27 protein-coding genes and 1 tRNA gene are annotated in these 26992 nt (G+C 71.2%); 13 read left to right on the forward strand and 15 right to left on the reverse strand.

The window, feature by feature from the left end:
- Positions 1 to 306 precede the first annotated feature (306 nt).
- Together ACSU6M_RS10515 and ACSU6M_RS10520 are read right to left on the reverse strand one after the other, a co-directional pair.
- Entirely contained in the window at positions 307 to 1164 is an 858-nt protein-coding gene (locus ACSU6M_RS10515; RefSeq protein WP_437068994.1) for a helix-turn-helix domain-containing protein, read from the reverse strand.
- Between the two features lie 11 nt (positions 1165 to 1175).
- Positions 1176 to 1913 carry a DUF6879 family protein gene (locus ACSU6M_RS10520; protein ID WP_437068996.1) on the reverse strand — a complete coding sequence of 246 codons (738 nt, stop codon included), beginning with the start codon at positions 1911 to 1913 and terminating at the stop codon, positions 1176 to 1178.
- Between the two features lie 127 nt (positions 1914 to 2040).
- Here ACSU6M_RS10520 and ACSU6M_RS10525 point away from each other — a divergent pair, with 127 nt between their 5' ends.
- From ACSU6M_RS10525 to ACSU6M_RS10535, 3 genes are read left to right on the forward strand one after another with little or no spacing between them, the layout of a single operon-like run.
- The gene (locus ACSU6M_RS10525; protein WP_437068998.1) at positions 2041 to 2280 is read left to right on the forward strand and encodes a hypothetical protein; all 240 of its coding nucleotides are present in this window, start codon (positions 2041 to 2043) and stop codon (positions 2278 to 2280) included.
- A complete protein-coding gene (locus tag ACSU6M_RS10530) occupies positions 2277 to 2621 on the forward strand; it encodes a hypothetical protein (protein WP_437068999.1) in 345 nt (114 codons plus the stop codon). Before ACSU6M_RS10525 ends, ACSU6M_RS10530 begins: the two co-directional genes overlap by 4 nt.
- A gap of 44 nt (positions 2622 to 2665) precedes the next feature.
- Positions 2666 to 2836, forward strand: a complete 171-nt coding sequence (locus tag ACSU6M_RS10535) for a hypothetical protein (RefSeq protein ID WP_437069001.1) — start codon at positions 2666 to 2668, stop codon at positions 2834 to 2836.
- A gap of 210 nt (positions 2837 to 3046) precedes the next feature.
- Here the strand turns inward: ACSU6M_RS10535 and ACSU6M_RS10540 are convergent.
- Positions 3047 to 3118: transfer RNA gene (locus ACSU6M_RS10540), tRNA-Val, on the reverse strand.
- A 225-nt stretch (positions 3119 to 3343) separates the two neighbouring features.
- Here ACSU6M_RS10540 and ACSU6M_RS10545 point away from each other — a divergent pair.
- The 4 genes from ACSU6M_RS10545 to ACSU6M_RS10560 all read left to right on the forward strand — a co-directional run bounded on the left by ACSU6M_RS10545 (position 3344) and on the right by ACSU6M_RS10560 (position 6703).
- Positions 3344 to 4120, forward strand: a complete 777-nt coding sequence (locus tag ACSU6M_RS10545) for a DUF4097 family beta strand repeat-containing protein (RefSeq protein ID WP_437069003.1) — start codon at positions 3344 to 3346, stop codon at positions 4118 to 4120.
- Positions 4121 to 4350: 230 nt separating this feature from the next.
- Positions 4351 to 5772 (forward strand): hypothetical protein, encoded by a 1422-nt coding sequence (locus ACSU6M_RS10550; RefSeq protein ID WP_437069005.1) that lies wholly within the window; start codon positions 4351 to 4353, stop codon positions 5770 to 5772.
- 106 nt (positions 5773 to 5878) lie between these two features.
- On the forward strand, positions 5879 to 6478 hold the full coding sequence (locus ACSU6M_RS10555; RefSeq protein ID WP_437069007.1) for a DUF4383 domain-containing protein: 600 nt from the start codon (positions 5879 to 5881) through the stop codon (positions 6476 to 6478).
- A gap of 9 nt (positions 6479 to 6487) precedes the next feature.
- Entirely contained in the window at positions 6488 to 6703 is a 216-nt protein-coding gene (locus ACSU6M_RS10560) for an FmdB family zinc ribbon protein (RefSeq protein WP_437069008.1), read from the forward strand.
- A gap of 496 nt (positions 6704 to 7199) precedes the next feature.
- Here ACSU6M_RS10560 and ACSU6M_RS10565 read toward each other — a convergent pair whose 3' ends face one another.
- Genes ACSU6M_RS10565 through ACSU6M_RS10575 form a run of 3 tightly spaced genes read right to left on the reverse strand, consistent with a single transcriptional unit; the run spans position 7200 to position 11709 of the window.
- Positions 7200 to 8015, reverse strand: coding sequence for an HAD family hydrolase (locus tag ACSU6M_RS10565; RefSeq protein WP_437069009.1), 816 nt, complete (start codon positions 8013 to 8015; stop codon positions 7200 to 7202).
- The gene (locus tag ACSU6M_RS10570; protein WP_437069010.1) at positions 8015 to 10522 is read right to left on the reverse strand and encodes a phosphoribosyltransferase; all 2508 of its coding nucleotides are present in this window, start codon (positions 10520 to 10522) and stop codon (positions 8015 to 8017) included. Before ACSU6M_RS10570 ends, ACSU6M_RS10565 begins: the two co-directional genes overlap by 1 nt.
- 14 nt (positions 10523 to 10536) lie before the next feature.
- Complete coding sequence (locus ACSU6M_RS10575) at positions 10537 to 11709, reverse strand: HpcH/HpaI aldolase/citrate lyase family protein (protein ID WP_437069011.1); 1173 nt, start codon at positions 11707 to 11709, stop codon at positions 10537 to 10539.
- 195 nt (positions 11710 to 11904) lie between these two features.
- Here ACSU6M_RS10575 and ACSU6M_RS10580 point away from each other — a divergent pair, with 195 nt between their 5' ends.
- A complete protein-coding gene (locus ACSU6M_RS10580; protein WP_437069013.1) occupies positions 11905 to 12690 on the forward strand; it encodes a TerD family protein in 786 nt (261 codons plus the stop codon).
- A 15-nt stretch (positions 12691 to 12705) separates the two neighbouring features.
- Here ACSU6M_RS10580 and ACSU6M_RS10585 read toward each other — a convergent pair whose 3' ends face one another.
- The 6 genes from ACSU6M_RS10585 to ACSU6M_RS10610 all read right to left on the reverse strand — a co-directional run bounded on the left by ACSU6M_RS10585 (position 12706) and on the right by ACSU6M_RS10610 (position 17147).
- The gene (locus tag ACSU6M_RS10585; RefSeq protein WP_437069014.1) at positions 12706 to 13443 is read right to left on the reverse strand and encodes a TerD family protein; all 738 of its coding nucleotides are present in this window, start codon (positions 13441 to 13443) and stop codon (positions 12706 to 12708) included.
- A 112-nt stretch (positions 13444 to 13555) separates the two neighbouring features.
- Complete coding sequence (locus ACSU6M_RS10590) at positions 13556 to 14692, reverse strand: DUF475 domain-containing protein (RefSeq protein ID WP_437069016.1); 1137 nt, start codon at positions 14690 to 14692, stop codon at positions 13556 to 13558.
- 51 nt (positions 14693 to 14743) lie between these two features.
- On the reverse strand, positions 14744 to 15319 hold the full coding sequence (locus tag ACSU6M_RS10595) for a TerD family protein (RefSeq protein WP_437069018.1): 576 nt from the start codon (positions 15317 to 15319) through the stop codon (positions 14744 to 14746).
- 102 nt (positions 15320 to 15421) lie between these two features.
- On the reverse strand, positions 15422 to 15997 hold the full coding sequence (locus ACSU6M_RS10600) for a calcium homeostasis/redox stress adaptation protein (protein WP_437069019.1): 576 nt from the start codon (positions 15995 to 15997) through the stop codon (positions 15422 to 15424).
- Between the two features lie 111 nt (positions 15998 to 16108).
- Complete coding sequence (locus ACSU6M_RS10605) at positions 16109 to 16567, reverse strand: peroxiredoxin (protein ID WP_437069020.1); 459 nt, start codon at positions 16565 to 16567, stop codon at positions 16109 to 16111.
- Positions 16568 to 16709: 142 nt separating this feature from the next.
- Positions 16710 to 17147, reverse strand: coding sequence for a DUF3052 domain-containing protein (locus ACSU6M_RS10610; protein ID WP_437069022.1), 438 nt, complete (start codon positions 17145 to 17147; stop codon positions 16710 to 16712).
- A 372-nt stretch (positions 17148 to 17519) separates the two neighbouring features.
- Between ACSU6M_RS10610 and aceE the strand changes: the two genes are divergently transcribed.
- The 4 genes from aceE to ACSU6M_RS10630 all read left to right on the forward strand — a co-directional run bounded on the left by aceE (position 17520) and on the right by ACSU6M_RS10630 (position 23759).
- Positions 17520 to 20267, forward strand: a complete 2748-nt coding sequence (aceE, locus tag ACSU6M_RS10615) for a pyruvate dehydrogenase (acetyl-transferring), homodimeric type (protein ID WP_437069024.1) — start codon at positions 17520 to 17522, stop codon at positions 20265 to 20267.
- A 102-nt stretch (positions 20268 to 20369) separates the two neighbouring features.
- Entirely contained in the window at positions 20370 to 21119 is a 750-nt protein-coding gene (locus tag ACSU6M_RS10620; protein ID WP_437069026.1) for a potassium channel family protein, read from the forward strand.
- A 503-nt stretch (positions 21120 to 21622) separates the two neighbouring features.
- The gene (locus tag ACSU6M_RS10625) at positions 21623 to 22843 is read left to right on the forward strand and encodes an alpha/beta hydrolase (protein ID WP_437069028.1); all 1221 of its coding nucleotides are present in this window, start codon (positions 21623 to 21625) and stop codon (positions 22841 to 22843) included.
- 58 nt (positions 22844 to 22901) lie between these two features.
- A complete protein-coding gene (locus ACSU6M_RS10630; RefSeq protein WP_437075091.1) occupies positions 22902 to 23759 on the forward strand; it encodes a DUF4429 domain-containing protein in 858 nt (285 codons plus the stop codon).
- A gap of 62 nt (positions 23760 to 23821) precedes the next feature.
- Here the strand turns inward: ACSU6M_RS10630 and ACSU6M_RS10635 are convergent, their stop codons facing one another.
- Both ACSU6M_RS10635 and ACSU6M_RS10640 read right to left on the reverse strand, forming a co-directional pair.
- Positions 23822 to 24835, reverse strand: coding sequence for an aldo/keto reductase (locus ACSU6M_RS10635; protein ID WP_437069030.1), 1014 nt, complete (start codon positions 24833 to 24835; stop codon positions 23822 to 23824).
- A complete protein-coding gene (locus ACSU6M_RS10640; protein WP_437069032.1) occupies positions 24832 to 25320 on the reverse strand; it encodes a MerR family transcriptional regulator in 489 nt (162 codons plus the stop codon). Before ACSU6M_RS10640 ends, ACSU6M_RS10635 begins: the two co-directional genes overlap by 4 nt.
- A 181-nt stretch (positions 25321 to 25501) precedes the next feature.
- Here ACSU6M_RS10640 and ACSU6M_RS10645 point away from each other — a divergent pair, with 181 nt between their 5' ends.
- The gene (locus ACSU6M_RS10645; protein WP_437069034.1) at positions 25502 to 26317 is read left to right on the forward strand and encodes a serine hydrolase domain-containing protein; all 816 of its coding nucleotides are present in this window, start codon (positions 25502 to 25504) and stop codon (positions 26315 to 26317) included.
- 64 nt (positions 26318 to 26381) lie between these two features.
- Here the strand turns inward: ACSU6M_RS10645 and ACSU6M_RS10650 are convergent, their stop codons facing one another.
- Positions 26382 to 26921 carry a hypothetical protein gene (locus tag ACSU6M_RS10650; protein WP_437069036.1) on the reverse strand — a complete coding sequence of 180 codons (540 nt, stop codon included), beginning with the start codon at positions 26919 to 26921 and terminating at the stop codon, positions 26382 to 26384.
- Between the last annotated feature and the right edge of the window lie 71 nt (positions 26922 to 26992).

The following is a 26992-nucleotide window of genomic DNA, read 5'->3' on the forward strand; positions in this document are numbered from 1 at the left end:
CGAGGACGCCGAGACCTCCCTTCTTGAGCGTCTTGCCGCATCCCTCGAAGCGGACATCGACTCGCCCCGGTGGGCCGAGCTGAAAGGGGCCTCCTCGGCAAGAGGCTGACGGACGGCCACTTCGGTACCGCCACCGTCCAGGCGTACGCGGCGTGGCAGCGCCGCTGCGGCTGGACCGGCCGGGACGCCGACGGCATCCCGAAAAGGCTTCCCTCACCAAGCTCGGCCGCCGCCGTGGCTTCGACGTCAAGGAGGCGCAGCCCCTCTCGCCTTCGGGCGGGAGGGGGCGTTTCGTCGTGCTCGGGATCACCGTGCGGGGAGAGCCCGCCGCGCCCTGCTGATGACGTTCTGTGCGTCGGCACCGTACACGGCCGACTGTTCGAGGGTGCGCCACACCCGCAGGTAGGTGGCCACGGAGTCGGCGTCGTCCAACCACAACTCGGCGTGCCAGTCCTCGACGACCACGCGCCGTTCGTCGTAGATCCAGAAGCTGTTCCCCGGGAAAATCCGCAGAGAGGCGGTGAAGGGGATCACACCGAGCTGAACGGTGTCCAGGCCGACGACTCCCATGAGCCGATCGAGCTGCGCGGCCAGCGCTGAGGGTGGACAGACGAGGGCGTGCAGCGCGCCCTCCCACATCATGATCCGGTACAGGCGGCCCGGCTCGGTAAGTCCGGCCTGCCTGGCGATGCGGGCCCGGACGGCGTCCTCGGTGTCGCGGGGCGACTGCATCAGGTTGGCGTGCCGGGTGAGGACGTGCCGGGCATAGTCGGCGGTTTGGAGCATGCCTGGCACGAGGACGTTCTCCCAGATGGTGAGCACGCGGGTGCGGTCGTGCTCGGCGGTGATGGCGTCCTGCACCCGCCGGTGCCCGGACGACAGCTGCCGCCGCCATGACCGAATGTGCGACTCGAACCCGCGGAGCTGGGCCAGCAGACCGGCGTACGCCTCAGGGTGGCCAGTTGCCTCGGCCCACGCCTGAAGTTCCTCGGCCTCAGCGGTCTGCCGCCCGTTCTCCAGCTTGCTGATCTTCGATTTCGTCCAGCCCGCTCCCAGGCGCTCCGCGAGCTGGGCGCCGGTGAGCCGACCATCGGGGCAAGTGAGCCGCAGCTCCCGGAGCCGCAGCCCGAGGGCCTCGCGTGCCTGCTGATAGTCGGTGCTCACCGGACCTCACGTCATGCGCTGTCGATCTCGAATCGTGCGTACGGGACTGCATAGTGCCAGGCCGCATCCCTCGCCTGGCAGTACCGGTTCACCGCGGCCGGCTCCGTGATGAGTTCGGCGCCGGTCAAGTTGTCGTCCTCGTCGAAAAGCAGGCGGGCGACGAGCCGGGAGTCGAAGATCCAGAAGTCTTCGTCGGGCAGCCGCAGTTGCTCCGCCTGGGCACGGGACAGGTTGCGGATGTCCTCCCCAACGGCGCAGTTGCGGGCCGCGTTGCTGCGGAGGTATAGCTGTCCCGGTGTGGCGGGGCTGTCGACCAGGCGCACGCGCTCGAACCTCTTGCCCTGCGCGGTCGCCTCGCGGACGCCCTTGCACCAGTCGTCGTCGTAATCCCAGTCGATCCTCTGGCCTGCTGTGAACTGCTGCCATTCGGCGGTCTGCTCGTCGCTGGCGTATCGGCGCCGCGTCTCCAGCCGCCACGCCGTGTGCTTGAAGGTGGCGAACATCGCGTCGAACTCGTCCTCGGCGTTGATGAGTCGGGGCGTCTCGTCCCGTGGGCCGAAGTCCGTCAGCGTGTTCCTCGGTACAACGATCGCCACCTCGCCCTCGTCAAGGTGCTGAAGCTGGGCGACGTCAGCCGGGTCCGTGAGCGGCGGCCCGTGGACGATGACCTCCCCCGAGTCCAGATCCTCGTGCACGCTGGGGCAGCCCCCGCCGCCGCTCCCGGTTCCGTTGAAGCGGATGCGCCGCATGGTCCCTCCCTGGGGTCGTGTGGTGGGGCCAGCCTCCCCGACGTCGTCCGCGTGGACACGCCACACGGCGACCCCTCATGAGAAACTTCGCGAAACTCTGGCGGTGCATCAAGAAACTCGGCGAAACATGGCCGACATCAGGCAACTGCGCGCGTTTACCGTCCTGCTCATGGCACCCGAGCTGCACGTCGATCCGTTCACCGCCGAGGAGTCGCTGCGCGCCGCGCTCGACGCGGTCGGCATCGTGTTTCCGTCCCTTGCTGTCGACCCTGGCGCGCCAGCCCTCGGCCTCGTCGACCTCGGCCGCATCCGCGCAGACGTCGCCCTGCGGCTCGCAGCCGCACTCCAGCGAGGAGCCGCTGCATGACCACCACCTACCAGACAACGGCCGTACCGCCGAGCGTCGTGGCCGCCCTCGTCCTCCCGGAGCTCGACGAGGTAACGCCCGAGCAGGCCCGAGGCGTCCGCTGTGTGTGGTGCCCGACGGCGCTCACCACCGAGACGGCCGTCGACATGGGCGAGCACCTGGCCACGGACGACGGGCGGCGAGCGCGCTGGTACCCGCGGGCCTGCCACCCATGCGCCGCCCGCCGGGCCCACCGTGGGCTCTTCGCTCACACGGCGCACTGCCAGGCGTGCCGCACCACTGCCGCCGGCTGCGAGGTAGGCCGCATTCTGGTCCGTCTCCTGCGAGAGGGACACCGATGACGGGCAAGCGACGGCCTGCCTCGCAACGTAGTTTCGCCGAGCGGATGCGGGAGGCCGAGCGGAGTGCCGGCCGAGCGGGCGGCTACTGCTGGCTGGAGCACCCCAGCGCGTACGGCCACTGCACCAAGCGGCCCCACACCGACCGTCGGCACATCGACTTCTACACCGGCCGTATGTCCCCCACGGACACCCGCGGGAAGGAGTGGATGGAGTAGGCCATCGTGACTGCGGCTGCCCTCGGTCCCCCGCCGGGGGGCAGCCGCCCCAGCTCCTGTGGGCGCTGAGTGCTGTGATCGAGTCCCCCCGAACGGGTGGCCTTGAAACCATGATCACGTGGGGGTGTGGACTCGATGTGGACTCCGAGCGCAGGGGAGGCCCCCCGGGGAATTCCCCGAAAGGGCCTCTGACCTGCGACTCAGCACTCGTGGGCGCGGACGGTTTCGAACCGCCGACATCCTGCTTGTAAGGCAGGCGCTCTACCCCTGAGCTACGCACCCGAGGACGAGTCGACAGCCTACATCGCCGGGGGCAGTGCCCCGCAAACCCGTATCCGGGGCGGCCCCCGAGACGACCCTGGGGAAAACCCCACCAAGGATCCGGGAGCGGCCCGGATCCCCCGGCGGCCGCCCGCTCCGTACGGTCGAGGTGTCGCGCCGGCCGTCGGGCCGCGCGGCCGGCCGCAGGGCTCTGCGGCCGGTTTCCGAGGACCAGGGGGAATCGTCATGGGCCACAGGGGCCAGTCCGTCATCGCTCGCACGGCCGTCGTCGCCGCAGCCGTAGCGCTCGCCGTCGCGGGACTGGCCGGATGCGCCTCTCCCGGGGACGACAAGACCCCCGAGAGCCGGTCGTTCGCGCTTGAGGGCGACACCCTCACCGTGGACTCCGACGACTCGGCGCTGGAGATCGTCGCGGTGGACGACGGGCGGCCGGGCCGCGTCGAGGTCACCCGGTGGTTCGACGGCAAGGTGGTCATCGGTGAGGATCCGCAGGTCAGCTGGTCCATGGACGACGACCGGCTGAAGCTCCGCCTGAACTGCTCCGGCTTCATCGCCGACTGCGAGGCCAAGCACCGTATCGAGGTGCCCCGCGGCATCGCGGTGAAGGTCGAGGACGGGGACGGCAGCGTCCGGGCGAGCGGTTTGACGGAGGCCCTCAGTATCCGCACGGGCGACGGCTCGGTGCACGTCACCGACAGCACCGGCCCGCTCGAACTGCGCACCGGGGACGGCTCCATACGCGCCGAGGTCGCCGCCCGGCACATCACCGCCCGCACCGGCGACGGCTCCGTCCGTCTCGAACTGGGCGCGATACCCGACCGGGTGGAGACCCGCAGCGGCGACGGTTCCGTCACGGTCGAGCTGCCCAGGGCCAGTTATCGCGTGTCCACCGAGACCGGCGACGGCTCCGTGGAGGTGGACGTCCCCCGCGACGACTCCAGCGACCACGTCGTCTCCGCCCGCACCGGCGACGGCAAGGTCACGATCCGCACCGCCGACTGACCCGCCCCGGCGTCCCCGCCCCGGCGTCCCCGACCCGGCACGGACGGCCCACGGCACCGCCGGCCGACCCCACCGGCCCGGCACCGCCGATCCCGCCCCGCCCGCCGTCGCACGGTGGTGCGCGGGCCGACCGAGCCGTTCCTGCGCATCGCGAACTGACAGGCCCGTGTTTTCGTCCTCCACCGGTGGGAGAATGGCACCGGCAGGGCGCGACAGCACGGGAGAGGGATGTGACGGCGAGACCAGCACAGCCGTATTCGCCGTCGAGGCGGCGCGCCCACCGCCCCGCGCGGCCCGCGCCCAGACGCCTCCCCGCCTCGCCCGCGCGGCGGGCCCTGCGCGACACCCTCACCCTGGCCGTGCTGCCCCTGGCCGTCGTCCTGGCGCTCCCCGGCGCGTTCGCCGGCGGCGGCACCCGGCGCTGGTTCGGCGGACGTTCGGACAGTCAGCGGGCGGGTGCGCAGGCGGCGAAGGACGACGCGGCGGCCGCGTTCTACGAACTGGACACCGCCCAGCGGGATCTGCGGATCTCGATCGAGACGATCGCGGCCGTCGACGACTCCCCCGCCGCCCGGCGCGCCGCCGCCGACTTCGCGGACCTGGGCCGCCGGATCGACGAGGCCAGCCACCGCTACATCCAGGCCGTCGACGCCCACGACCTGGACCGTGACGACCTGGAGGCGTCGGTCGCCGCGCGCGCCCGCACCGAGCTGACCGCGGCCAAGGACGAACTGGTGCGGGTCAAGCAGGACCTCGACCGGTTCGGGCAGAGCCTCGGCCCGCTGCTGGGCAAGGCCGAGACCCAGCTGGCCCGGCTCGCGCCCGCCGTGGAGCGGGCCCGGCAGGCGCTGCTGGCCGCCTCCGAGGCCCTGGACGCGGTACGCGGCTCGGGGCTGCGCGCGGACGACCTCGCCGCCCGGCTCGCGGCGCTCGGCCCCGAGCTGACCCGGCTCAACGAGGGGGCGGGCCGGCACGGCGTACCGCAGACCCTGGAGCGGGCCGAGCGGGTGTCCCGCGAGGCCGGGGCGATCCGCGCGGAGGCGGAGCGGTTGCCGGAGCGGGCCGCCGAGATCGACCACCGGCTGGTGTCCCTGCGCACCCGTGCCGAGGCCCTGACCACCCGGGCCGAGCAGGTCGAGCCGGTGCTCAGCGAGCTGCGGCGGCGCTTCACCCTGGCCTGCTGGCAGGACCTGCAACGGGTGCCGGAGCAGGCCGAGGAGCATGTGCGGCAGGCCGAGCGCAAGCTCGCCGAGGCACGCGCGGCGCGGGACGAGCAGCGGTGGGCGGACGCGACCGCGCTGCTGTCGACCGTGCGGGCCCTGCTGAACAGCACCGACGAGGCGGTGTCGGCGGCGGGCGACCGGCTCAAGCGGCTGAACGCCGTGCAGAAGGACCCGCGGCAGGAGATCGAGCGCACCCGGTTCGCGATCCGCGACGCCCAGCGGCTGGCCATGGCCGGGCGCAACACGCCCGATCCCCGGCACGCCCGCCCCCTGGACGACTCCGTGGCCCGGCTCGAACGGGCGATCGAGACGCTTCAGGGGCGCCACCCCGACTACTGGCACTTCCTGACCGAGACGGAGGCGGTCCGGGCCGCTGTGGCGCAGGTGGTGGCCCAGATCCGCGAGGAGCGCGGCGCCGCCGCCCACTGACCTGCGGGCACGGCCATGTGCACGCCATTTGCACCACCAGGTGGGCGGGCGGATATTGGGGGTACTCAGTAGGCCGCCGCTAGCACCGCACCCAAGGGAGGCGGACATGGCCACACACGCGTTCCACTCGGGATCGCGCCGGGGGTTCAAGCTCGACGAACACCTCCCCGTCGACCACCGGCTGAGCAAGGTCTACCGGGTCGGCGCCGGTCTGATGGGCCTGGTCCTGCTGGCCTTCGGCATCCTCGGGCTCACCAACAACATCGGCTTCTTCGACACCGGTGGGGACGAGGTCGCCGGCCTGAACACCAACGGCGCGCTGAGCGTCCTGTCGATCGTCGTCGGCCTGCTGCTGTTCGCCGGCATGGTGATCGGCGGGAACTTCGCGTCCACGCTGAACATGGTGCTCGGCGTGCTGTTCATCGCCAACGGGCTGCTGAACCTGGGTCTGCTGGAGACGGAGTACAACTTCCTCGCGTTCGAGATCCAGAACTGCCTGTTCAGCTTTGTCGTCGGCATCCTGCTGATGACCTTCGGCATGTACGGGCGGGTCGGGTCGGCCCTGCCGCACGACAACCCGTACTGGCGGGCTCGGCATCCGGGGCAGGCCGAGGCGGAACAGCGGACGCCGGACCTCTCGACGGGCGCGCGCACCCGTGCCTCCCTGCCGCCCGAGGACTCGGGACGGCCGGGGAACGCCGGTTAATCTGTGCGCATGCCTCGCTATGAGTACCGGTGCCGTACCTGCGGCGACACGTTCGAGATGAGCCGGCCGATGGCTGAGTCGTCGGCGCCCGCACCGTGCCCTGCCGGGCACGACGACACGGTGAAGCTGCTGTCGACGGTCGCGGTGGGCGGCACGGCGTCCGCCCCCGCGCCCCGTGGTGGCGGCGGCGGAGGCGGTTGCTGCGGCGGGGGTTGCTGCGGCTGACCGACGCCCCTCAGTGGGTCGAGTACGGACCGCCGTGGGTCGAGTACGGGCCACCGTGGCTCACGTACGGGCCACCGTGGCTCACGTACGGGCCACCGTGGCTCACGTACGGGCCACCGTGGCTCACGTACGGGCCACCCTGCACCACGTCCGGGCTGCCGTGGGACGTGTAGGGGCCACCGTGGGTCACGTACGGGCCGCCGTGAGACGTGTAGGGGCCGCCGTAGGACGTGTACGGGCCGCCGCGTGTGCGGCTCCCGCCGTCATGAGGGCGAATGCCATGGCTGCGACGGCCACGCCCGCGAACCTCTTCACAACCGTCATGCTGGTGCTCCCTGCCTTCCCTGGGACATCTGTCGCGACCACTGCGAGCGGGTCCATCCTGGTGCCGCCGCCGACGGCCGCCCAAGCCTTTCGAGGATCGTCGAAAGGCGGCCCTCGGACGGGGCGCCCGTCACCGCGAGCGCCCCGTCCGACACGTGAGCACACGTGAGCCCTAGGCCGGTCCGCCTCGCGTCGCCTTCAGGAACTCCCGCAGGATCCTCTCGCCCGCCAGGACCCCCCTCTCCGGCAGTGCCGTGATCGCCGGGGCGGTCCAGTCCGCGTCCGCGAGTTCGCCGTGGCCCGGGCGCCAGCCACGGTCGGTGGCCAGGAGGAGGTCGGCGTCGAGGAGGGAGTCGCCGGCCGACAGGGTGAGGTCGGCGCCGGTGCGGCGGGCCACCTCCCGTACCGCCGCGCTCTTGGTCAGCGGCTTCGGTACGGCGTAGATCTTGCGCCCCTGGAGGGACACCGTCCAGCCGCGGTTCTCCGCCCACACCGCCAGCTCCTTCACCCAGTCCTCGGGCAGCAGTTCGCGCTCGACGACGAGGTAGGCGAAGAGGTCCTCGGCGATCCGGTGCTTGCGCACCCAGGCCGGGCTGGCGGTGGCCATGAGGTGGTCGGCGATCTCCCCGAGGGGCGCGCACTCGTCGGCGAGGCGCGCGGTGACGGAGGCGTGCCAGTCGGGGTCGGAGACACCGTCGACGAGCAGATGGCCGCCGTTGGCGCAGATGGCGTAGCGCGGGGGCGGGCCGGGCAGGTTGATGCGCTGGTACTGCTTGCGGGTGCGGGTCGTCGTCGGCACGAACACCGCCGCGTCGCCCAGCTCGGCGAGCAGCCCCGCCGCCGTCTCGGTCATGTAGGACAGCGGCTTGCTCTCGTGCACCTCGACACACAGCAGCCGGGGCGCCCGCGCGTCCGGCATGGTCAGTGCGAGGGCCGCCGAGGAGTAGATCAGCGTACGGTCCAGGTCGCTCGCCACGAGCACCGGCATCAGAGGGTTACCGCCTTTCCGTCGGCGCCCGTCGCGCCGCGCGTGTACTTTGGGTGGATCAGGCCGACGCAGGTGTAGGGCAGGTCGGCGACCTCCTCGACCGGCACGCCCCGCTGCTCGGCGAGCAGCCGCACATGGTCGAGGTCGGCGCCCGCACCGGCGCGCGCCAGGATCTTCCAGGGCACCCGGCGCAGCAGCACCCGGGTCGTCTCGCCGACGCCCGGCTTGACGAGGTTGACGTCGTGGATGCCGTACTCCTCGCTGATCCGCTCGACCGCCGCCCAGCCCTCCCAGGTCGGGGTGCGGTCCGAGGCGGTGATCTCCTTCACCGTGCGGTCCACCGCGTCGGTGACCTCGGCGAAGCGGGCGGAGACGGCGTCCAGGAAGGCCACCGAGACGTCGACGTCGGCGAGTTCGCGGTAGAACTTGGCGCCGTGGTAGTCGTTCGGGCCCACCAGGTCGGCCCTGAGCACCGTACGCGAGATCAGGCCGGACACCGTGGAGTTGAGGCAGGCCGAGGGTATGAGGAAGTCCTCGCGGGTGCCGTAGGTGCGCACGCAGGAGCCGGGGTCGGCGAGCACGGCGATCTCCGGGTCGAAACCGGCCGGGCCGCCCGCCGCCGCCAACTCCTCGATCGCGGCGGCCAGTTCACGGGTGATGGCGCCCTTGCCGGTCCAGCCGTCGACGAAGACCACGTCGGCCGGGTCGTGATGGGCGGCCAGCCAGCGCAGCGCGTTGGCGTCGATGCCGCGGCCGCGGACGATCGACACGGCGTAGTGCGGCAGGTCCAGGCCGTGCCGGGCCTCGGCCCAGCGGCGCATCAGCACACCGACCGGGGTGCCGGCGCGGGCCAGGGACACCAGCACCGGGCGCGGGGACCGCTCGGCGAGCACGAGTTCGGTGACCGCGCCGACCGCCTGCGCCAGGCGCGCCGCGGAGGCGTCCAGGGCGGCGTGGAACAGCTCCTGATACTGCGGGCTGGGCTGGTACTCCACCGGCAGCGACTCCGCGTAGTGCGCACCGCCGCTCTGGATGGCCTCCTCGCGCTCCTCGGTGGGCGCCTCCAGGGTGACGTCCGAGAGGTCCTGGAGCAGCCAGCCGACCTCCTCGGGGGCGTAGGAGGAGAACGCGGGGCCGCGGAGCGGCTCGGGGAGCATGGCGGGCCTTTCGGGGAGGTGCAGGGGCTCGGGGACGTAGGACGGTACGACCGCGAGCAGCACATGCGGGGTGTGTGCCCCGAGCCGGGCCAGCAGGCCGTCGGGGGCGTGCAGCGCGGCGGTGTCGCCGGTGGAGTCCACGACCGCGACGACGGCGTCGAAACCGGCGCCGGCGACGTTGTAGGCGTAGCGGTCGCCGGGGCCGTCGGCGGGGTCGTCGTGGGCGGGGAAGACGAGGCGGGTGCGGATGGCGTACGCCGGGTCGTCGATGGCCAGGACGGGTGAGCGGGTGGTGGTGGAGAACCGTATCTCCGCGGACGGCAGGAGCTCCTCGAGCCGGCAGGCCAGGCGGAGGGGGGCGTACATCAGTTCCTCGTTGCCGAGGACGAGGATGCGGCGGCCGTCGGCGGGCAGGGCCTGCGCCAGGCGGGTGGCCATGTCGGGGAGGGCGGCCTCGAGGCGGCTGCGGTGTGCGGGGGTGAAGCCGTGGCGGCCGCCGTCGGGGAGGCCGTCGGGCCAGCGCAGATCGACTCGGGTGGTGCGGCTGTTCGGCGGCTGCGGGTCTGCGGGGGTCGTCCGCGCCCCTGCGGCGGTGGCGGCAGACTCGGCACTGCCCCGCGCCCCTGCGGTGTCTTCCCACCGGGCGACAAGGGCCTGGCCCCGCTCCAGTACGCCGTCCGGCAGGCTCACGGCGCCCGAGGCCGTCGCCACCAGGTCCACCCTCGCGCCTGTCTCGCGCGCGAAGTCCTCCAGGCGGCCCGCGTCCTGCGGGGAGCGCATGTCGACCAGGGCCACGATCACGTACCGGCGTCGCGGATAGCGCTCGTGGAGGTCCCTGATGGTGTTCAGGACGGTGTTGCCCGTGGAGAACTCGTCGTCGACGAGGACCAGCGGGCCGTCTCCGACGAGCAGGGCGGGGTCCTCGGGGAGGAGGAGGTGGGAGGTGGCGTGGGAGTGGGCCTCCTCGAAGCCTCCGGCGCGCGGCACGCCGGGGACGGGGCGGCGGGTGGAGTGGAGGTAGGGGGCGGTGCCGAGGCCGTCGGCGACCGAGTGGCCGAGACCCGTCGCCGTCTCCGCGTAGCCGAGGACGACCGCGCGGGCCGCCTCCTCGGGGCCGAGGAGGTCGCGGACGCGGCGGCCGAGGGCGACGCCGTGGCCGTGGACCACGGACGGGGACTGGGGGACGTGCTTGCCGAGGACGTTCGACACCAGCAGGTGGGCCCGCTTGGGGTTGCGGCGCAGGGCCAGCCCCAGCAGGTCCCGCAGGCTGTCGTCGCCCTCCAGTGCGACCCCGAGCCGCTCGGCGACCCAGGTGCCGGACCAGACCCCGTTGTTCTCTGCGTGATTCATGAGTTCCCGTGTCTTCAGCCGGGGATCCCGGCGGCGAGCAGCTCCACGAAACCGACGTCCTCGCGTGCCACACCGAACACCTCGGCGCGCAGCACGGTCCGCTCGGCCCAGGCGCGGTGCGGCTTCACCTCATTCATTTTGTTCGTGTACGCCGATCGCAGTACACCCCCGCCGCCCCTTTCCGGCCGCAGGATGTCCTGGGCGTCGCTGTACTCCTCGTGGCTGACTACGGACAGCGCGTGCACCGGCAGCACATGGGAGGGGTGGATGCAGGTCTTGCCGAGCAGGCCGTTGGCCTGGTCGAGGGTGATCTCGCGCAGCAGCCCGTCCATGGCGTGCTCGATCAGCGCCTCGCGCAGCTCCTCGGCCTGTCCCTCCAGGAAGGGGCTGCGGCGCAGCTGCGGCTTGAACATGCGTTCCTGCACGCGGAAGTACTCCCACACCGGCCCGGTCACCGTGAACCCGGTGCCGTCCGCGCGGCCCAGCATGTTCACCACGTCGGCGATCACGGAGGCGACGATCTGGACGTCGTAGGCGGTCATGTCGGGGGCGCGGCGCAGGCCGTAGGAGGAGCAGAAGTCGGTGACGCCGAGGCGCAGGGCGAGGACCCGCTCGCGGTACTTGTCGACGGCGCGGGAGATGCCCTCCAGGGTCTCCACGCGCGACTCGCGGTAGAGCAGGTCCGGGGACTCCAGCACCGGCATGGCGAACAGCCGCCGGCCGCTGTCGGCCTCGGCGGAGGCGAGGGCCTCCAGGAAGGGGATGCCGCGCTCCTCGGTGAACTTCGGCATCACGAATCCGGACAGCAGCCGGACGGCCGGGCCGAGGCGGCGGACGAGGTCGGGGATCTGCTCGGGGGTGCGCACGCGGATGAACAGCAGCGGCGGGTCGTCGGCGTAGCGCTCCCGGCCGGCCAGGTCGGTGAACTGGCGGACCAGGTTCTCCTCGCCGCCCGCCACGTCCTCGTCGCCGATGGAGTCCTCCAGGCACAGCACCATCGAGACGACGCCGCGGGCCGTCTGCTTGACGATGTCGTCGGCCAGCCGCGGCCGGGTGGCGGGGCTGTACAGGGTGGCGCCCAGGGCCGCGGACAGCAGCCGGGCGGGGGAACCGGCGGTGAACTCGCACGGCTCCTGGTGGAACAGACGCTGCCGCACCTCAGGGGCGATGTGCCCGAAATGACGCATGAAGCTCCCCCGTGGTGTCGGTATGGCCGGTGGGTGTCGATGGGTGGCCGGTAATAGTACGTAGAAGTCCATGTCCTGGGTTCCCCCCGGGCATGAATTCCACGTAACGCGGATACGCACGGTGACGCACGTCCGCCACCGCGGCAACCCACCCCCGCATTGTCGTGACCAGGACGGAGAAGGCAGGATGACCGCATGACGCACGCGATGCTGAAGGGGTCGAACGTACCGCTCAAGGCCACCACGGTGCGCGCCGTGCTGCGCTGGACGCCCGGACAGGGTGTTCCGGACGTCGACGCCTCCGCGCTGCTCCTCGGCCCCGACGGTCGGGTGCGCTCCGACGAGGACTTCGTCTTCTACAACCAGCCCCGGCACCCTTCCGGGAAGGTGTGGCGGCTCGGCAAGAAGCGGGTCGCCGAGGGCCTGACCGACACGATCCAGACGGATCTGGCCGGTGTCGAGTCCGGTGTCGGCCGCATTCTGCTGGTCGCATCGGCGGACGGGGTCACCTTCGACCGGGTGACGTCCCTGCGTATTTCGCTGTACGACCCCGCGGTGGCGGACGGGGAGCCGCTGGCGTACTTCGACATCAAGCCGGAGACCGGGCAGGAGACCGCGCTGATCTGCGGGGAGCTGTACCGGCGGGGGGACGGGTGGAAGTTCCGGGCGCTGGGCGAGGGTTACTCCGATGGGTTGAGGGGACTGGCCACGGACTACGGGATCTCCGTGGACGAGGGGGACGGGGTGCCCGCGGCGGCCGAGCCGGCGGCGCCCGCGCCCTCGCCTTCTGCGGAGGTGTCCCAGCCGCTGCCTCCGGAGGCGCCGACGGCCGCGGTGCCGCGGCCCGCGGTGGCGCCGACGTACGGGTATCCGCAGACGGCCGGTGCGCCGCCGGCGTACGGGTACCCGCAGCCGGTGCCCGCGGGCCCGCAGAGCGAGTTCCGGCTTCCTCCGCAGGGTCCGCAGTTCATCGGGCGGTAGGAGTCGGGGGGCGTCTCACCTGTCCGCCTTCGATTTGTAGCCCCTCCCCCACTGCAGGCCCCACCCGTACAGCCGGTCCAGTTCCCCCTGGAAGCCGTAGACGAACTTGACCTCGCGGCGGACCATGATCTCGCCCTTGACGTTCTCGATCAGGACGACCGCGCAGGAGCGGGCCTGGGGGTGGCGTTCGTCGAGGCTGACCTCGATCCTCGGGCCGTTGCTCGGGTAGAGGGTGACCATGGCGTGGGTGCGGTCGAAGGCCGGGGTCTGGTCGTAGATGTAGGCGAAGACCAGCAGGCGCTTGAGCTGCTCGCGGTGGTCGAGGTTGACGTAGATCGTCTCGCCGGAGCCGGAGCCGAAGCGGTCGTCGCCGCTGAGTTTGACGTACGGCGGGGCGTTGACGTCGCCGAGGTAGCCGCCGAGGGGCTGGACGACGCCCTTGCTGCCGTCCTGGAGCTCGTAGAGGCAGCCGAGGTCGAGGTCGACGTTGACCATGCTCTGGGTGTGGCCCATGACCTCCGGGGGCTTGAGGGCCTTGAGCGGGTGGCGCAGCAGACTCTGGCGCTGGGGGCCGCCGAGGTCGGAGGTGCGCATCCGCCAGGACAGGTTGATGCGCAGATGGCCGGTGGCCGCTCCCTGCTTGGTGAGGGACACCTGGCTGTAGCGCTTGGTCAGCTCGATCGCGTTGCTGGCGGCGCTGCCCGAGTCGAACCGGGTGTCACGCCCCCGCCAGAGTCCGTCCAGCAGTCCCATTCCCGCCCCCTGTGTCGTCGAAGAAGTGCGCCGGAGAAGACCGGCGGGGCGGCGCCCGAGGACTCGGTCCTCGACGCCGCCCCGCACGAAGCGTTCCTCAGCCGTGGTGCCGTCACACCCCGGAGGAGACCTCAGTCTTCTCCCCCGAGCCGGAGTTTCCCTCGGCGGCCGCCAGCGCGCGGTTGCGGCGCACGGAGGACCAGAAGGAGGCGGCGATCAGGAGCACGCCGACCGAGCCGGTGATGAACTCGTGGATCTCGTACTGGATGGTGACCAGCAGGATGACCGCGAGGGCGCCGATGGCGTAGTGGGCGCCGTGCTCCAGGTAGACGTAGTCGTCGAGGGTGCCCTCGCGGACCAGGTAGACGGTGAGCGACCGGACGTACATGGCGCCGACACCGAGGCCGAGGGCCATCAGGACGATGTCGTTGGTGATGGCGAAGGCGCCGATGACACCGTCGAAGGAGAAGGACGCGTCCAGGACCTCCAGGTAGAGGAACATGAAGAACGCGGCCTTGCCGGCCATCAGCATCACGGGCTTGCCGCTGCGCTTGGCCTGCTCCTCGGCCTCGTGCTCGCGCTCCTCCTCCTCTTCGAGCCTGTCCTCGAAGTAGCCGGAGAGACCGCCGACGATCATGTACGTGATGAGACCGGCGACGCCGGAGAGCAGAACCGTCTCTGCCTTGTCCGCGGGACCGGCGTGCAGATGCGCGTGGGTCGCGAAGGTCATCGCGGTGATGAGCAGGACGATCAGCGCGATGCAGACCGACAGCATGTCGACCTTGCCGAGCTTGGCCAGCGGGCGCTCCAGCCAGCCCAGCCACTTGATGTCCCGGTCCTCGAAGATGAAGTCCAGGAAGATCATCAGCAGGAACATGCCGCCGAAGGCCGCGATCGCCGGGTGGGCGTCGGTGACCAGCTGCTCGTAGCGGTCCTTGTCGGTCAGCGCGAGGTCGACGGCCTCGATCGGACCGAGCTGGGCGCTGATGGCGACGATGACGACGGGGAAGACCAGTCGCATACCGAACACGGCGATCAGGATGCCGATGGTGAGGAAGATGCGCTGCCAGAAGGCGTTCATCTTCTTCAGGATTCCGGCGTTGACCACCGCGTTGTCGAAGGACAGCGAGATCTCGAGGACGGAGAGGATCGCCACGATGCCGAAGGCGGTCCACCCCCCGTAGAAGACCGCCGCGACCAGGCCGAGCGCGGTGACCGCGAACGACCAGCCGAAGGTTTTCAGTACCACTGGCTACCCAATCCGTACGTGTACGGGATTTCCCCCGCGCCGCACTCGGCTTTACGAAACGTTGACTCCGAAGTCTAGAGCGATGCCGCGCAGACCGGACGCGTACCCCTGCCCCACGGCCCGGAACTTCCATTCGCCCTGGTGACGGTAGACCTCGCCGAAGATCATCGCGGTCTCGGTGGACGCGTCCTCGCTGAGGTCGTAGCGGGCGAGCTCCTGGCCGTCGGCCTGGTTGACGACCCGGATGAAGGCGTTGCTGACCTGGCCGAAGGTCTGGCCGCGCTCGTCGGCCATGTGGATCGAGACCGGGAAGACGATCCGGTCGCACTGGGCCGGGACCTTGGAGAGGTCGACGAGCAGGGACTCGTCGTCGCCGTCGCCCTCGCCGGTGAGGTTGTCACCGGTGTGCTGCACCGAGCCGTCGGGGCTGGTGAGCTGGTTGTAGAAGACGAACCACTCGTCCCCCATCACCCGTCCGCCGCTGCACACCAGCGCGCTGGCGTCCAGGTCGAAGGGGGCTCCGGTGGTGGAGCGCGCGTCCCAGCCGAGGCCGACCAACACCTGTGTGAGGTTCGGTGCGGCCTTGGACAGGGAGACATTTCCTCCCTTGGCGAGCGTGACGCCCATGATCCTGGTCCCTCCCCGAGGCGATGCTGCGTGTAGTGGCTGTCCTGCGCGTCCGGCGCCGCACATAAACCGTGCGGCGCCGGACGGAGACCTTCAGAGGGCTCAGACGTTCACGCCGAAGTCCTGCGCGATGCCGCGCAGGCCCGAGGCGTAGCCCTGGCCGATGGCGCGGAACTTCCACTCCGCGCCGTGCCGGTAGAGCTCACCGAAGACCATGGCGGTCTCGGTGGAGGCGTCCTCGCTGAGGTCGTAGCGGGCGATCTCGGCGCCGCCGGCCTGGTTCACGACGCGGATGAACGCGTTGCGGACCTGGCCGAAGGACTGCTGGCGGTTCTCGGCGTCGTAGATGGACACCGGGAAGACGATCTTCTCGATCTCCGCCGGGACGCCGGCGAGGTTGACCTTGATCTGCTCGTCGTCGCCCTCGCCCTCACCGGTGAGGTTGTCACCGGTGTGCTCGACCGAGCCGTCCGGGCTCTTGAGGTTGTTGAAGAAGATGAAGTGCTGGTCGCTGATGACCTTGCCGGCGTTGTTCAGCAGCAGCGCGCTGGCGTCCAGGTCGAAGTCGGTGCCGGTCGTGGTGCGCACGTCCCACCCCAGACCGACGATGACCGCGGTGAGGCCCGGAGCCTCCTTGGTCAGCGATACGTTGCCGCCCTTGCTGAGGCTGACTCCCACGAGTCCTCCATTGATGTCCGGGGGCGGGGTGCCCCGTCGTGCGTTGCTATGGGATCAAACGAGTCGATCCTAGTGACGGGTTCCCGGAGGATGCAGGCCCCGGGGTAAGAATCAGAGGGTGTCGAGCGCCTTGACGTACTCGTTCAGGTCACGGGCGTCCGGCAGACCGTTGACGACGGTCCAGCGCACGACGCCCTCCTTGTCGATGACGAAGGTGCCGCGCACCGCGCAGCCCTTGTCCTCGTCGAAGACGCCGTAGGCGCGGGAGACCTCGCCGTGCGGCCAGAAGTCGCTGAGCAGCGGGTACTCCAGGCCCTCCTGCTCGGCGAAGACGCGCAGGGTGTGGATGGAGTCGTTGGAGACGGCCAGCACCGCCGTGTCGCGGTCGGCGAACTTCGGCAGGTTGTCGCGCACCTCGCACAGCTCGCCGGTGCACACGCCGGTGAAGGCGAACGGGTAGAAGAGCACGACCACGTTCTTGGCGCCGCGGAAGTCGGACAGCTTCACGGTGCGGCCGTGGTTGTCCTTGAGCTCGAAGTCGGGGGCCTTCTCGCCGACCTGGATGGCCATCTGGGCAGTTCCCTTCGCTGGGGCTGTTCGGGTGGGAACACCCTACGAGGGACCGCGGGCGCGCCCGGAGGCGGCCGGGGCATGCCGAAGGACGGGCCGAGCCGGGCTCGGCCCGTCCTCAAGGTTCAGGACGAGACCGGGGTCACTTCTTGGACTTGGCCGCCTTCGGCGTCACCAGCCGGCTGCCGCTCCAGTCCTTGCCCACGCTGACGCTCTTGGAGGCCGAGAGCCCCGCCGTCGTCGCGGCTTCCGAGATGTCGCTCGGCTCCACATAGCCCGCACGCCCGGTCTTCGGGGTGAGGAGCAGGATCGCGCCGCCTTCTTCGATGTACGTGGTGGCATCCACCAGCGCATCCGTCAGGTCGCCGTCATCGTCGCGGAACCACAGCACCACGGCGTCGGCTACGTCGTCGTACTCCTCGTCCACCAGATCGCTGCCGATGACTTCTTCGATGGACTCGCGGAGCTCCTGGTCGACGTCGTCGTCGTAGCCGATCTCCTGGACCACCTGCTCGGGCTGGAACCCCAGCCTGACGGCAGGGCTCGTCCGCTCCTCCGCGTGGTCCGCGGTCGCGCTCACGGGTTGCCTCCTGATCATGTCTTGGGAATAACTCAGCCACGCGCGTGCGCGAAGCATTGGCCGTAGTCCACACGGGCGGGGCGGATCGCGCAAGTACCCGGCCGTTCAGACCGCCGAAACGGTGACGATCCTGGCCGTGTCACCGCAACTCCAGGCACGCCCCGACGGGCTCAAGGTGACGCACACCACACCTATCTGCCCCTTTTGGGCGTTTGGGAACCATCACCGGGTACGAGATCCGAACGTGATTCCACCCGGCATGCCGGATCTGCCGGTTACCTCGGGGTAGAGATGACGTTTGCCGCCCCGAGGTACACGATGGGGAGCGGTGCAGGCAGACCGACACGGCCCTTTCGACAGGTAAGGAACAGCGTGGCTCCCGGATCCGATCGCAATCCGATCATCATTGGCGGCCTTCCGAGTCAGGTTCCCGACTTCGACCCCGAAGAGACCCAGGAGTGGCTCGACTCCCTGGACGCCGCCATCGACGAGCGCGGCCGTGAGCGCGCGCGCTACCTCATGCTGCGGCTGATCGAGCGGGCCCGCGAGAAGCGCGTGGCCGTGCCCGAGATGCGCAGCACGGACTACGTCAACACCATCGCCACCAAGGACGAGCCGTTCTTCCCCGGCAACGAGGAGATCGAGCGGCGGATCCTCAACGCCACCCGCTGGAACGCGGCCGTGATGGTCTCACGCGCCCAGCGCCCCGGCATCGGCGTCGGCGGCCACATCGCCACCTTCGCCTCCTCCGCGTCCCTCTACGACGTGGGCTTCAACCACTTCTTCCGCGGCAAGGACGAGGGCGACGGCGGCGACCAGGTCTTCTTCCAGGGACACGCCTCCCCGGGCATCTACGCGCGCGCGTACCTGCTGGACCGGCTCACCGAGCAGAACCTGGACGCCTTCCGCCAGGAGCGGTCGAAGGCGCCCCACGGTCTGTCCTCGTACCCGCACCCGCGGCTGATGCCGGACTTCTGGGAGTTCCCGACCGTGTCGATGGGCCTCGGCCCGATCGGCGCGATCTACCAGGCGCGGATGAACCGCTACATGCACGCGCGCGGGATCGCCGACACCTCGAGGTCGCATGTGTGGGCGTTCCTCGGCGACGGAGAGATGGACGAGCCGGAGTCGCTCGGCCAGCTGACCATCGCCGCCCGCGAGGGCCTGGACAACCTCACGTTCGTCGTCAACTGCAACCTCCAGCGCCTCGACGGCCCGGTGCGCGGCAACGGCAAGGTCATCCAGGAGCTGGAGTCCGTCTTCCGCGGCGCCGGCTGGAACGTGATCAAGCTCATCTGGGACCGCTCCTGGGACCCGCTGCTCGCCCAGGACCGCGACGGCATCCTCGTCAACAAGATGAACACCACCCCGGACGGGCAGTTCCAGACCTACGCCACCGAGTCCGGCGCCTACATCCGCGAGCACTTCTTCGGCGACGACCACCGGCTGCGCGCGATGGTCGAGAACATGACCGACGACCAGATCCTGCATCTGGGCCGCGGCGGCCACGACCACAAGAAGATCTTCGCGGCGTTCTCCGCGGCCAAGGCGCACAAGGGCCAGCCGACGGTCATCCTGGCCAAGACGATCAAGGGCTGGACGCTGGGCCCGAACTTCGAGGGCCGCAACGCCACGCACCAGATGAAGAAGCTGACGGTCGACGACCTCAAGCGCTTCCGCGACCGGCTGCATCTGCCGATCTCCGACAAGGACCTGGAGAGCGGTCTCCCGCCGTACTACCACCCCGGCCGGAACTCCGAGGAGATCCAGTACATGCACGACCGCCGCAGGTCGCTCGGCGGGTACGTCCCCACGCGCGTGGTGCGCTCCGAGCCGCTGCCGCTGCCGGACGACAAGGTGTACGCGACCGTGAAGAAGGGCTCCGGTCAGCAGTCCATCGCGACGACCATGGCCTTTGTGCGGCTCCTCAAGGACCTCATGCGGGACAAGGAGCTGGGCAAGCGGTTCGTGCTGATCGCGCCGGACGAGTACCGCACCTTCGGCATGGACTCGTTCTTCCCGAGCGCGAAGATCTACAACCCGCTGGGCCAGCAGTACGAGGCCGTCGACCGGGACCTGCTCCTCGCCTACAAGGAGTCGCCGACCGGGCAGATGCTGCACGACGGCATCTCCGAGGCGGGCTGCACGGCGTCGCTGATCGCGGCCGGCTCGGCGTACGCCACGCACGGCGAGCCGCTGATCCCGGTGTACGTCTTCTACTCGATGTTCGGTTTCCAGCGCACCGGCGACCAGTTCTGGCAGATGGCCGACCAGCTGGCGCGCGGTTTCGTGCTGGGCGCGACCGCCGGACGCACGACGCTGACCGGCGAGGGCCTCCAGCACGCCGACGGCCACTCCCAGCTGCTCGCCTCCACCAACCCGGGCTGTGTGGCGTACGACCCGGCGTTCGGCTACGAGATCGCGCACATCGTCAAGGACGGTCTGCGGCGGATGTACGGCGGCAGCGAGGAGCACCCGCACGGCGAGGACGTCTTCTACTACCTCACCGTCTACAACGAGCCCATCCAGCACCCGGCCGAGCCCGAGAACGTGGACGTCGAGGGCATCCTCAAGGGCGTCTACCGGTTCAGCGAGGGCACGGGCGGCTCGATCCCGGCGCAGATCATCGCCTCCGGCGTGGCCGTGCCGTGGGCGGTCGAGGCGCAGAAGATCCTCGCCGAGGAGTGGAACGTCCGGGCCGACGTCTGGTCGGCGACCTCCTTCAACGAGCTGCGGCGCGAGGCCGTGGAGTGCGAGGAGCACAATCTGCTGCACCCCGAGGAGGAGCAGCGGGTGCCGTACGTGACGCGCAAGCTCGCCGGGGCGCAGGGGCCGTTCGTGGCCGTGTCCGACTGGATGCGAGCGGTTCCGGACCAGATCTCGCGGTGGGTGCCGGGGACGTACCAGTCGCTGGGCGCCGACGGGTTCGGGTTCGCGGACACGCGGGGTGCCGCGCGGCGGTTCTTCCACATCGACGCGCAGTCGATCGTGGTGGCGGTGCTGACGGAGCTGGCCCGCGAGGGCAAGGTGGACCGGTCGGTGCTGAAGCAGGCGGTCGACCGGTACCAGCTGCTGGACGTGGCCGCGGCCGATCCCGGCGTGGCCGGCGGGGACGCGTAGGGGTCCGCCCCCGCCGGGTGCTTCTCCGCGGGGCGCCGGGGGGCCGGTCGCGCGGTTCCCCGCGCCCCTTCGGGGGTGTCGCAGCCACCTACGATGCCTGGCATGACGGAAGAGACGGCACAGGTGCGCTGGGAGCGGCGCACCCAGCGGCCCCTGCTGGCGCTCGCCGTGGTGTTCGCGGCCGCCTATGCCGTGCCGATCGTGGCCTCGCCGGCCGACCCCGCGCTCGTCCGGGCGTGTGCGGTGGCCGAGTGGGTGGTGTGGGCGGCGTTCGCGGCGGACTACCTGGTGCGGCTGGGGCTCGCCCCGCGGCGGTGGGACTTCGTGCGCCGGCACTGGCTGGACCTGTGCGCGGTGGTGCTGCCGCTGCTGCGGCCGCTGGCCCTGCTGCGGGTCGTGTCGACGCTGCTGCTCGTGGGGCAGCGGGCCCGGATGGCCTCGCAGATCCGGCTGACGACCTATGTCGCGGGCTCGGTGATCGGGCTGCTGATGTTCGGGTCGCTGGCCGTGCTGTCCGTGGAGCGGGACGCACCGGGCGGGAACATCCGGACTCTCGGCGACGCGGTGTGGTGGTCCTTCACGACGATGACGACCGTCGGATACGGGGATCACGCGCCGACGACCGGGCTGGGCCGGGTGCTCGCCGTCGGGCTGATGCTGTCCGGGATCGCGCTGCTGGGTGTGGTCACCGCGAACATCGCCGCATGGTTCATCGCACGGTTCGACAAGGACGACGCCGAGGAGCGGCGCCAGACCGAGGCGATCGCCGCGCTCACCGAGGAGGTGCGGCTGCTGCGGGCCCAGGTGGCCGCGCTGTCCGCACGCGGGGAGGAGGAGCGGGGCGCGGTGTAGGCCCCGCACCGGGAGGCCGGTGGCGGTGGGCGATGCGCGGTCCGGCCCGGTCCGCTGCCACGTCCGGCCGCGTGAGCGGGGGTTCCCGCGCATTCGGTGCTCGTCGCCCGTCGCCTCAAGTCCCTGGCCCGTCCGGTCAGTTCCTCTCCCGACGCCGGGCGGGTACCCCGGCCGCGGGCTTCATGCGCGCTCGGTCCCGCGGATCGCGCACCCTGCGCCCTCGCGGCGCGCCGCCCCCCTCCGGCAGCGCGCCGCGGGCGCTGGACGCCCTTGCCGCGTGCATGTGCCTGAGGAACATGTCGTACGGAGGGCTTGACCCACTGTGACCTGCGGCGCGGGCCGGGGGCGAGGGATCTTTAGCGTTGTCACCCTGATAGGGGAAACCGCGGTCGATGCTCGCCACGAACGGATGCGCGAGCCGAGATCACCGGTGCGGGCGCCAAACGTGATCCGCGTCACTCGACTCACGCGAGACCGTCCCGTTCTCCTAGTGTGTCCTCCCAGTGACTTCCTTCGACTCCTCCCCGCACCTGAACGTCTGGCGCATGCTGCTCGCGCTCGCCGTGGTGTTCGTGATGCTGGCGACGACCGGCTGGACCGCCCTGCGGGGCCAGCGCACCGTCGCCGAGCTGCAGGCATCCCTGTCCGCCTGGGAGAAGGGCAGCATCGCGGGCCGACGGCTGCCCGACCCGCAGGACTCCTCCCCCGCCCGGCTGGCCCGCTTCTTCGCCACGCTCACCGACCGGCAGCAGGACACGCTCGCGCGCCGCTACCCGCTCGCCGTGGGCAATATGAACGGCGCCCCCGTCGAGCTGCGCTACCTGGCCAACCGCATCGCGCTCGGCCAGGCCCGCAAGGCCGAACGGGCCCGGATGCACGACCAGCGCCTCACCCCGGAGGGACAGCACCAGGCGGGCCGCCGTATGCACCGCCTGGAGTCGCTGATGAAACCCGGACGGCACATCCTCGCCTTCGACCCGGCGGGCACCGGCCGGGTCGCCGAGGTCTTCGGCGACCTGACGAAGGCCGAGCGCATCTCCGTGGTCGTCCCCGGCGTCGACACCGACCTGCTCACCTTCCAGCGCACGGCCCGCCGCCACTCCGCCCCGGCCGGAATGGCCGGCGCCCTCTACGACGCCGAGCGCGAGGCGAGCCCCTCGACGCGTACGGCGGTCATCGCCTGGGCCGACTACACCGCGCCCAGCGGCATCGGCATGGACGCGGCCACCGCGGCGCGCGCCGAGGCCGGCGCGGTCCGGCTGAACGCGCTGGTGCGGGCCCTGCCCGGCAGGGCGCCGGTCTCGCTGTTCTGCCACAGCTACGGCTCCGTGGTGTGCGGAGTGGCCGCGCGCGAGCTGCCGTCGCGGGTGGCCGACATAGCGGTGGCGGGCAGCCCCGGCATGCGCGCCGAGACGGTCTCCGGGCTCGGCACCGAGGCGCGGGTGTGGGCGATGCGCGACGCCGACGACTGGATCGAGGACGTGCCCCATCTGGAGCTCGGCGGCCTCGGGCACGGCGCCGACCCGGTGTCCGCGGAGTTCGGCGCGCGGGTGGTGTCGGCCCGCACCGCGAGCGGGCACGCCGGCTACTTCGTGCCCGGCACGGACAGCCTCCGCAACCTCGCCGAGATCGGCACTGGCGCGTACCGCTCGGTGGACTGCGCCGACGATTCCGGCACATGCCGGGCGGGTTTGTCCGCCACCACGCCGGTCGGACGCGCGTAGAGGCGGGAGAAACCGCGGTCTGCGCGAGGAGGGGACGGAGGAGCTCATGCCGCATACGATGAGCCGCATGGGTGACGTACTGGCCGGATTTCATGCCGCCTGGGAGTTCGAGACCGACTCCGTGCTCATCCGCTACGAACGGGGGATTCGAACACCCAAGCTGTTCCAGGCGCTCAAGGAGCGCCGGGTGCCGCTGGAGGCGATCGCCGGGGTGTCGCTCACGCCCGGCAAGCGGGGCACTGTCGTGCTGCACGCCGAGCTGCGGCCGGGTGCCGATCCGCTGCTGGAGGCTGCCGCCGGGCAGCTGAAGGAGGGCAGCGATCCTTACCGGCTGGTGCTGCCGGCCGACAAGGAGGTGCTGGCCGAGTACTACGCCGACGAGTTGCGGGCCGCGCTGCCGCAGGCCGGGGGCGGGGTCGCGGAACGGTTCCTGGTGGCGGCGCCGGAGGCTCCGCTGTCCTTCAAGGCGTACGACGCGAAGGCGTCCTTCGACGGACGGTCGGTGAACTTCCGGTGGTTCTGGACGGGCGCGTCGTCGGCGAAGTGGAAGGCCGGGGACCAGAGTTTCGGCGTCGAGGAGCTCAGTGGCGTGGAGTGGCGGTCACCGGAGGTGTTCGAGGGGCATCTGCGGCTGCTGACCGGCGCTGCGCAGCCGGCGCAGGCGGATCAGGATCCGGCGGCCGTCGTGTTCGGGCTGGGCTACGGGCCGGTTCATGAGTCGCTGCCGTTCGCTGCGGCCGTTCTCGCGGCGATACGGGAGAAGAAGGGGCCGGTCGCCGCGGTGCCGGCCGGGTCGCGCAGGGACCCGGCCGACATCGCCGAGCGGATCCGGCATCTGGGGGAGCTGCATCAGGCCGGGTTGGTCACCGATGAGGAGTTCTCCGTCAAGAAGGCGGAGTTGCTGGCCGAGCTCTGAGGGTCCGTGCGGGACGTGGTGGGTTGCCCCCGCAGTTCCCCGCGCGCCCTAGGCGAACTGCGCTACTCCCTGCCCGCGGAGGTGAACGTCATGTCCGCGTACCTGTCGCCTGCCACCTGCGCCGCGATCGGGTCCAGGCGCTTGAGGTCCTCCTCGTCCAGCGTGATCCGTACCGCCCCGACGTTCTCCTCCACCCTCACCGGCTTGCGGGTGCCGGGGATCGGGACGACCGGGAGGCCGTGCAGGCTCGCCTGTTGCTGGACCCAGGCCAGGGCGATCTGGCCGAGCGTCGCCCGGTGCTTGGCGGCGATCTCGCGGACCGGCTCCAGCAGGGCCGCGTTCGCCTGGGCGTTGTCGCCCGTGAAGCGGGGCTGCTGGCGGCGGAAGTCGTCGGTGGTGAGGTCCTCGGCGCGGGCGAAGGAGCCGGTGAGGAAGCCGCGGCCGAGCGGGGAGTACGGGACGAGGGCGACGCCGAGGTCCCTGGCCGCGGGGACCACCTGGGCCTCGATGTCGCGGCTGAACAGGGACCACTCGGACTGGACGGCCGCGATGGGGTGGACGGCGTGGGCCGCGTGCAGCTCGGCGGCGGTGACCTCGCTGAGGCCGAGGTGCTTGACCTTGCCCTCGCGGACCAGGTCGGCCATGGTGGCGACGGTCTCCTCGATGGGCACGTCCACATCCCGGCGGTGCATGTAGTAGAGGTCGATCACCTCGACGTCCAGCCGCTTCAGGCTCGCCTCGACGGCCTGGCGGATGTAGGGGGCGTCGTTGCGGATGACCCGGCGGGTGGGGTCGTCCGGCGGGATGGACAGGGCGAACTTGGTGGCGATGAGGACCTCGTCGCGGTGGGCCTTGAAGAACGGGGCGAGGAAGCGCTCGTTCTCCCCGGCGCCGTAGGCGTCCGCCGTGTCGTACAGGGTGATGCCCAGCTCAAGGGCGCGTTCCAGGGTGGCGCGGGCCTCCTGCGCGTCCGAGGGGCCGTAGGCGAAGCTCATGCCCATGCAGCCCAGGCCCTGCACCCCCGCCTCGGGGCCGTGCGCGCCGAGGCGGGCGGTGGGGATCCGGGTGTCGTTCATCGATGCGTCTCCGTTTCACGCGCGCGTCCGGCCTCGCCGTAGAAGCCGATCTTGCGGTCCAGGACGGCGAGGGTGTCGTGCAGTTCGGCGATCCGGGCCAGTACGTCCCGGCGGGTGGCCTCCAGCAGCTCGCGCCGTGCGTCGTAGGTGTTCTCGCCCTCGCGCACCAGCTCGGCGTAGCGCACCATGTCGGCGACCGGCATCCCGGTCAGCCGCAGCTTTCCGACGAGGTCGAGCCAGTCCAGGTCGCGGTTGGTGTAGCGGCGCTGGCCGGTGTGCGAGCGGTCGATGTGGGACATCAGTCCGATCCGCTCGTACCAGCGCAGGGTGTGCGCCGTGAGGCCGGTGAAGGCGACGACCTCGCTGATCGTGTAGCGGTCCTCGCCGTCGGGGCGCGGGTGGCGGCGGGGCGGGGCGGAGCAGATGTCCGCGCGCGATGGCTGGGCTCCTTCGGTGGTCACGGCCGTGGTCTGCATCACCGTCATGGCCCCCACGCTATGGCCTTGGAGTGCACTCCAAGCAAGCGGAAACCGGGGGAAGGCGGCGGGACTTGGCGTGATCGCCGGGGCCGGTGCGCGGTCGTGGGCCGCTGCCGTCGCCCGGGCTCCGGGCGCGAGCCGGACCCCTCGCTGCGGATGCGGCCGTGCGGCGCATAGGCTCGACGGCATGTCGTTGAAGAGCCTCGCGCTGATCGAGAACTGGCCGGTGCCCACCGCCGCGGCGGGTGTGGTCCGCGCCGACGGCACGGTCCTGGGTGTCCACGGGCCGGCCGGGCGGCGCTTCGCGCTGGCGTCGGTGACCAAGCCGCTGGCGGCCTACGCCGCCCTCGTCGCCTACGAGGAGGGCGCGGTCGAGCTGGACGAGCCGGCCGGACCGGCCGGTGCCACGGTCCGCCATCTGCTGGCGCACACGTCGGGGCTGGCCTTCGACGAGCACCGGGTGATGGGGGCGCCCGGCGAGCGGCGGCTGTACTCCAACGCCGGGTTCGAGCAGCTCGGCGATCACCTCGCCAAGGCCACCGACATCCCCTTCGCCGAGTATCTGCGGCAGGCGGTGCTGGAGCCGCTGGGGATGAGGGACACGTCCCTGGAGGGCTCCCCGGCGAAGGACGGCGTCTCGACGGTCGAGGACCTGCTGCGGTTCGCGGCCGAGGTGCAGGCGCCGCGGCTGCTGGACCCGCGTACCGTCGCGGAGGCGATGACCGTGCAGTACCCGGGCACCAAGGGCGTGCTGCCGGGCTACGGCCACCAGAACCCCAACGACTGGGGGCTCGGCTTCGAGATCCGTGACGGCAAGTCCCCGCACTGGACGGGCGCCTCGTCCTCGCCGCGCACCTTCGGCCACTTCGGGCAGTCCGGTACGTTCCTGTGGATCGACCCCGACGCCGGCGCGGCCTGTGTGGCGCTGACCGACCGCGCTTTCGGGCCGTGGGCGATCGAGGCGTGGCCGGCTTTCACCGACGCCGTGCGGGCGGAGCTGTAGCACCCGCGCACCCCCGGGCCGGCCGGCGCCGCGTCGAGACACCGGCCCGGCCCCGGTGGCGCGGCTAGGAGACCTGGTAGCGGCGCTCGCAGTCGCGGTTGAGGCTGTCGACGGTGTCGCCGTAGGCGGTGTCGGGGGTGCCGCCGTCGCAGACCACGATGTCGCGCTCACCGTCCCGCACATTGATCGTGTCGACGCCGTCGCCGGTCGCGATGGTGTCCATGCCGGGGCCCGCGTCGACCGAGGTGTTCAGCCTCAGGCCCACGGACAGGGAGTCGTCGTTGTCCCCGAGCCAGACGGCGAGCCGGCTGGGCGAGCTGGTCGTGACGGTGCCGCAGTCGGCGGTGGTGTCGTCGATCTGCTCGCAGCCCGGGCCGGCGAGGATGCCGTTGTGGTCCACGACCCGCAGGTGCCCGGCCTCCAGGAACACCATGATGCTGTTGGGCGCGCCGTTGAACCCCTGCACCGAGACCTGGCCGGAGAAGCGGGCCACCCGCGAGGCGGGCTCCTCCTGGGCGGCGGCGGGGACGGCGAACGCGGTCATGAGGACACCCGCGGCGAGAGCGGGGGCGGCGGCGCGCCTGAGGGCGCTGACGGACTTCATGCTGGGTTTCCTCCTTGCGTGGGGAGAGGCGCCGAGAGGCAGCCTCGAACCCAGGCAAACAGGACGTGACC

Origin of the sequence: Streptomyces sp. enrichment culture (assembly GCF_964272895.1) — a bacterium.
Lineage (GTDB): Bacteria > Actinomycetota > Actinomycetes > Streptomycetales > Streptomycetaceae > Streptomyces.

Excerpts from the sequence above, each read along its gene's own strand:
- ACSU6M_RS10645 (WP_437069034.1), top strand. The coding sequence starts at position 25,502 with ATGTCGTTGAAGAGCCTCGCGCTGATCGAGAACTGGCCGGTGCCCACC.
- ACSU6M_RS10575 (WP_437069011.1), bottom strand. The coding sequence starts at position 11,709 with ATGCGTCATTTCGGGCACATCGCCCCTGAGGTGCGGCAGCGTCTGTTC.
- ACSU6M_RS10640 (WP_437069032.1), bottom strand. The coding sequence starts at position 25,320 with ATGACGGTGATGCAGACCACGGCCGTGACCACCGAAGGAGCCCAGCCA.
- ACSU6M_RS10520 (WP_437068996.1), bottom strand. The coding sequence starts at position 1,913 with ATGCGGCGCATCCGCTTCAACGGAACCGGGAGCGGCGGCGGGGGCTGC.
- ACSU6M_RS10635 (WP_437069030.1), bottom strand. The coding sequence starts at position 24,835 with ATGAACGACACCCGGATCCCCACCGCCCGCCTCGGCGCGCACGGCCCC.
- ACSU6M_RS10555 (WP_437069007.1), top strand. The coding sequence starts at position 5,879 with ATGGCCACACACGCGTTCCACTCGGGATCGCGCCGGGGGTTCAAGCTC.
- ACSU6M_RS10585 (WP_437069014.1), bottom strand. The coding sequence starts at position 13,443 with ATGGGACTGCTGGACGGACTCTGGCGGGGGCGTGACACCCGGTTCGAC.
- ACSU6M_RS10580 (WP_437069013.1), top strand. The coding sequence starts at position 11,905 with ATGACGCACGCGATGCTGAAGGGGTCGAACGTACCGCTCAAGGCCACC.
- ACSU6M_RS10535 (WP_437069001.1), top strand. The coding sequence starts at position 2,666 with ATGCGGGAGGCCGAGCGGAGTGCCGGCCGAGCGGGCGGCTACTGCTGG.
- ACSU6M_RS10605 (WP_437069020.1), bottom strand. The coding sequence starts at position 16,567 with ATGGCCATCCAGGTCGGCGAGAAGGCCCCCGACTTCGAGCTCAAGGAC.
- ACSU6M_RS10570 (WP_437069010.1), bottom strand. The coding sequence starts at position 10,522 with ATGAATCACGCAGAGAACAACGGGGTCTGGTCCGGCACCTGGGTCGCC.
- ACSU6M_RS10545 (WP_437069003.1), top strand. The coding sequence starts at position 3,344 with ATGGGCCACAGGGGCCAGTCCGTCATCGCTCGCACGGCCGTCGTCGCC.
- ACSU6M_RS10525 (WP_437068998.1), top strand. The coding sequence starts at position 2,041 with ATGGCCGACATCAGGCAACTGCGCGCGTTTACCGTCCTGCTCATGGCA.
- ACSU6M_RS10630 (WP_437075091.1), top strand. The coding sequence starts at position 22,902 with ATGAGCCGCATGGGTGACGTACTGGCCGGATTTCATGCCGCCTGGGAG.
- ACSU6M_RS10565 (WP_437069009.1), bottom strand. The coding sequence starts at position 8,015 with ATGCCGGTGCTCGTGGCGAGCGACCTGGACCGTACGCTGATCTACTCC.
- ACSU6M_RS10560 (WP_437069008.1), top strand. The coding sequence starts at position 6,488 with ATGCCTCGCTATGAGTACCGGTGCCGTACCTGCGGCGACACGTTCGAG.
- ACSU6M_RS10650 (WP_437069036.1), bottom strand. The coding sequence starts at position 26,921 with ATGAAGTCCGTCAGCGCCCTCAGGCGCGCCGCCGCCCCCGCTCTCGCC.
- ACSU6M_RS10530 (WP_437068999.1), top strand. The coding sequence starts at position 2,277 with ATGACCACCACCTACCAGACAACGGCCGTACCGCCGAGCGTCGTGGCC.
- ACSU6M_RS10595 (WP_437069018.1), bottom strand. The coding sequence starts at position 15,319 with ATGGGCGTCACGCTCGCCAAGGGAGGAAATGTCTCCCTGTCCAAGGCC.
- ACSU6M_RS10620 (WP_437069026.1), top strand. The coding sequence starts at position 20,370 with ATGACGGAAGAGACGGCACAGGTGCGCTGGGAGCGGCGCACCCAGCGG.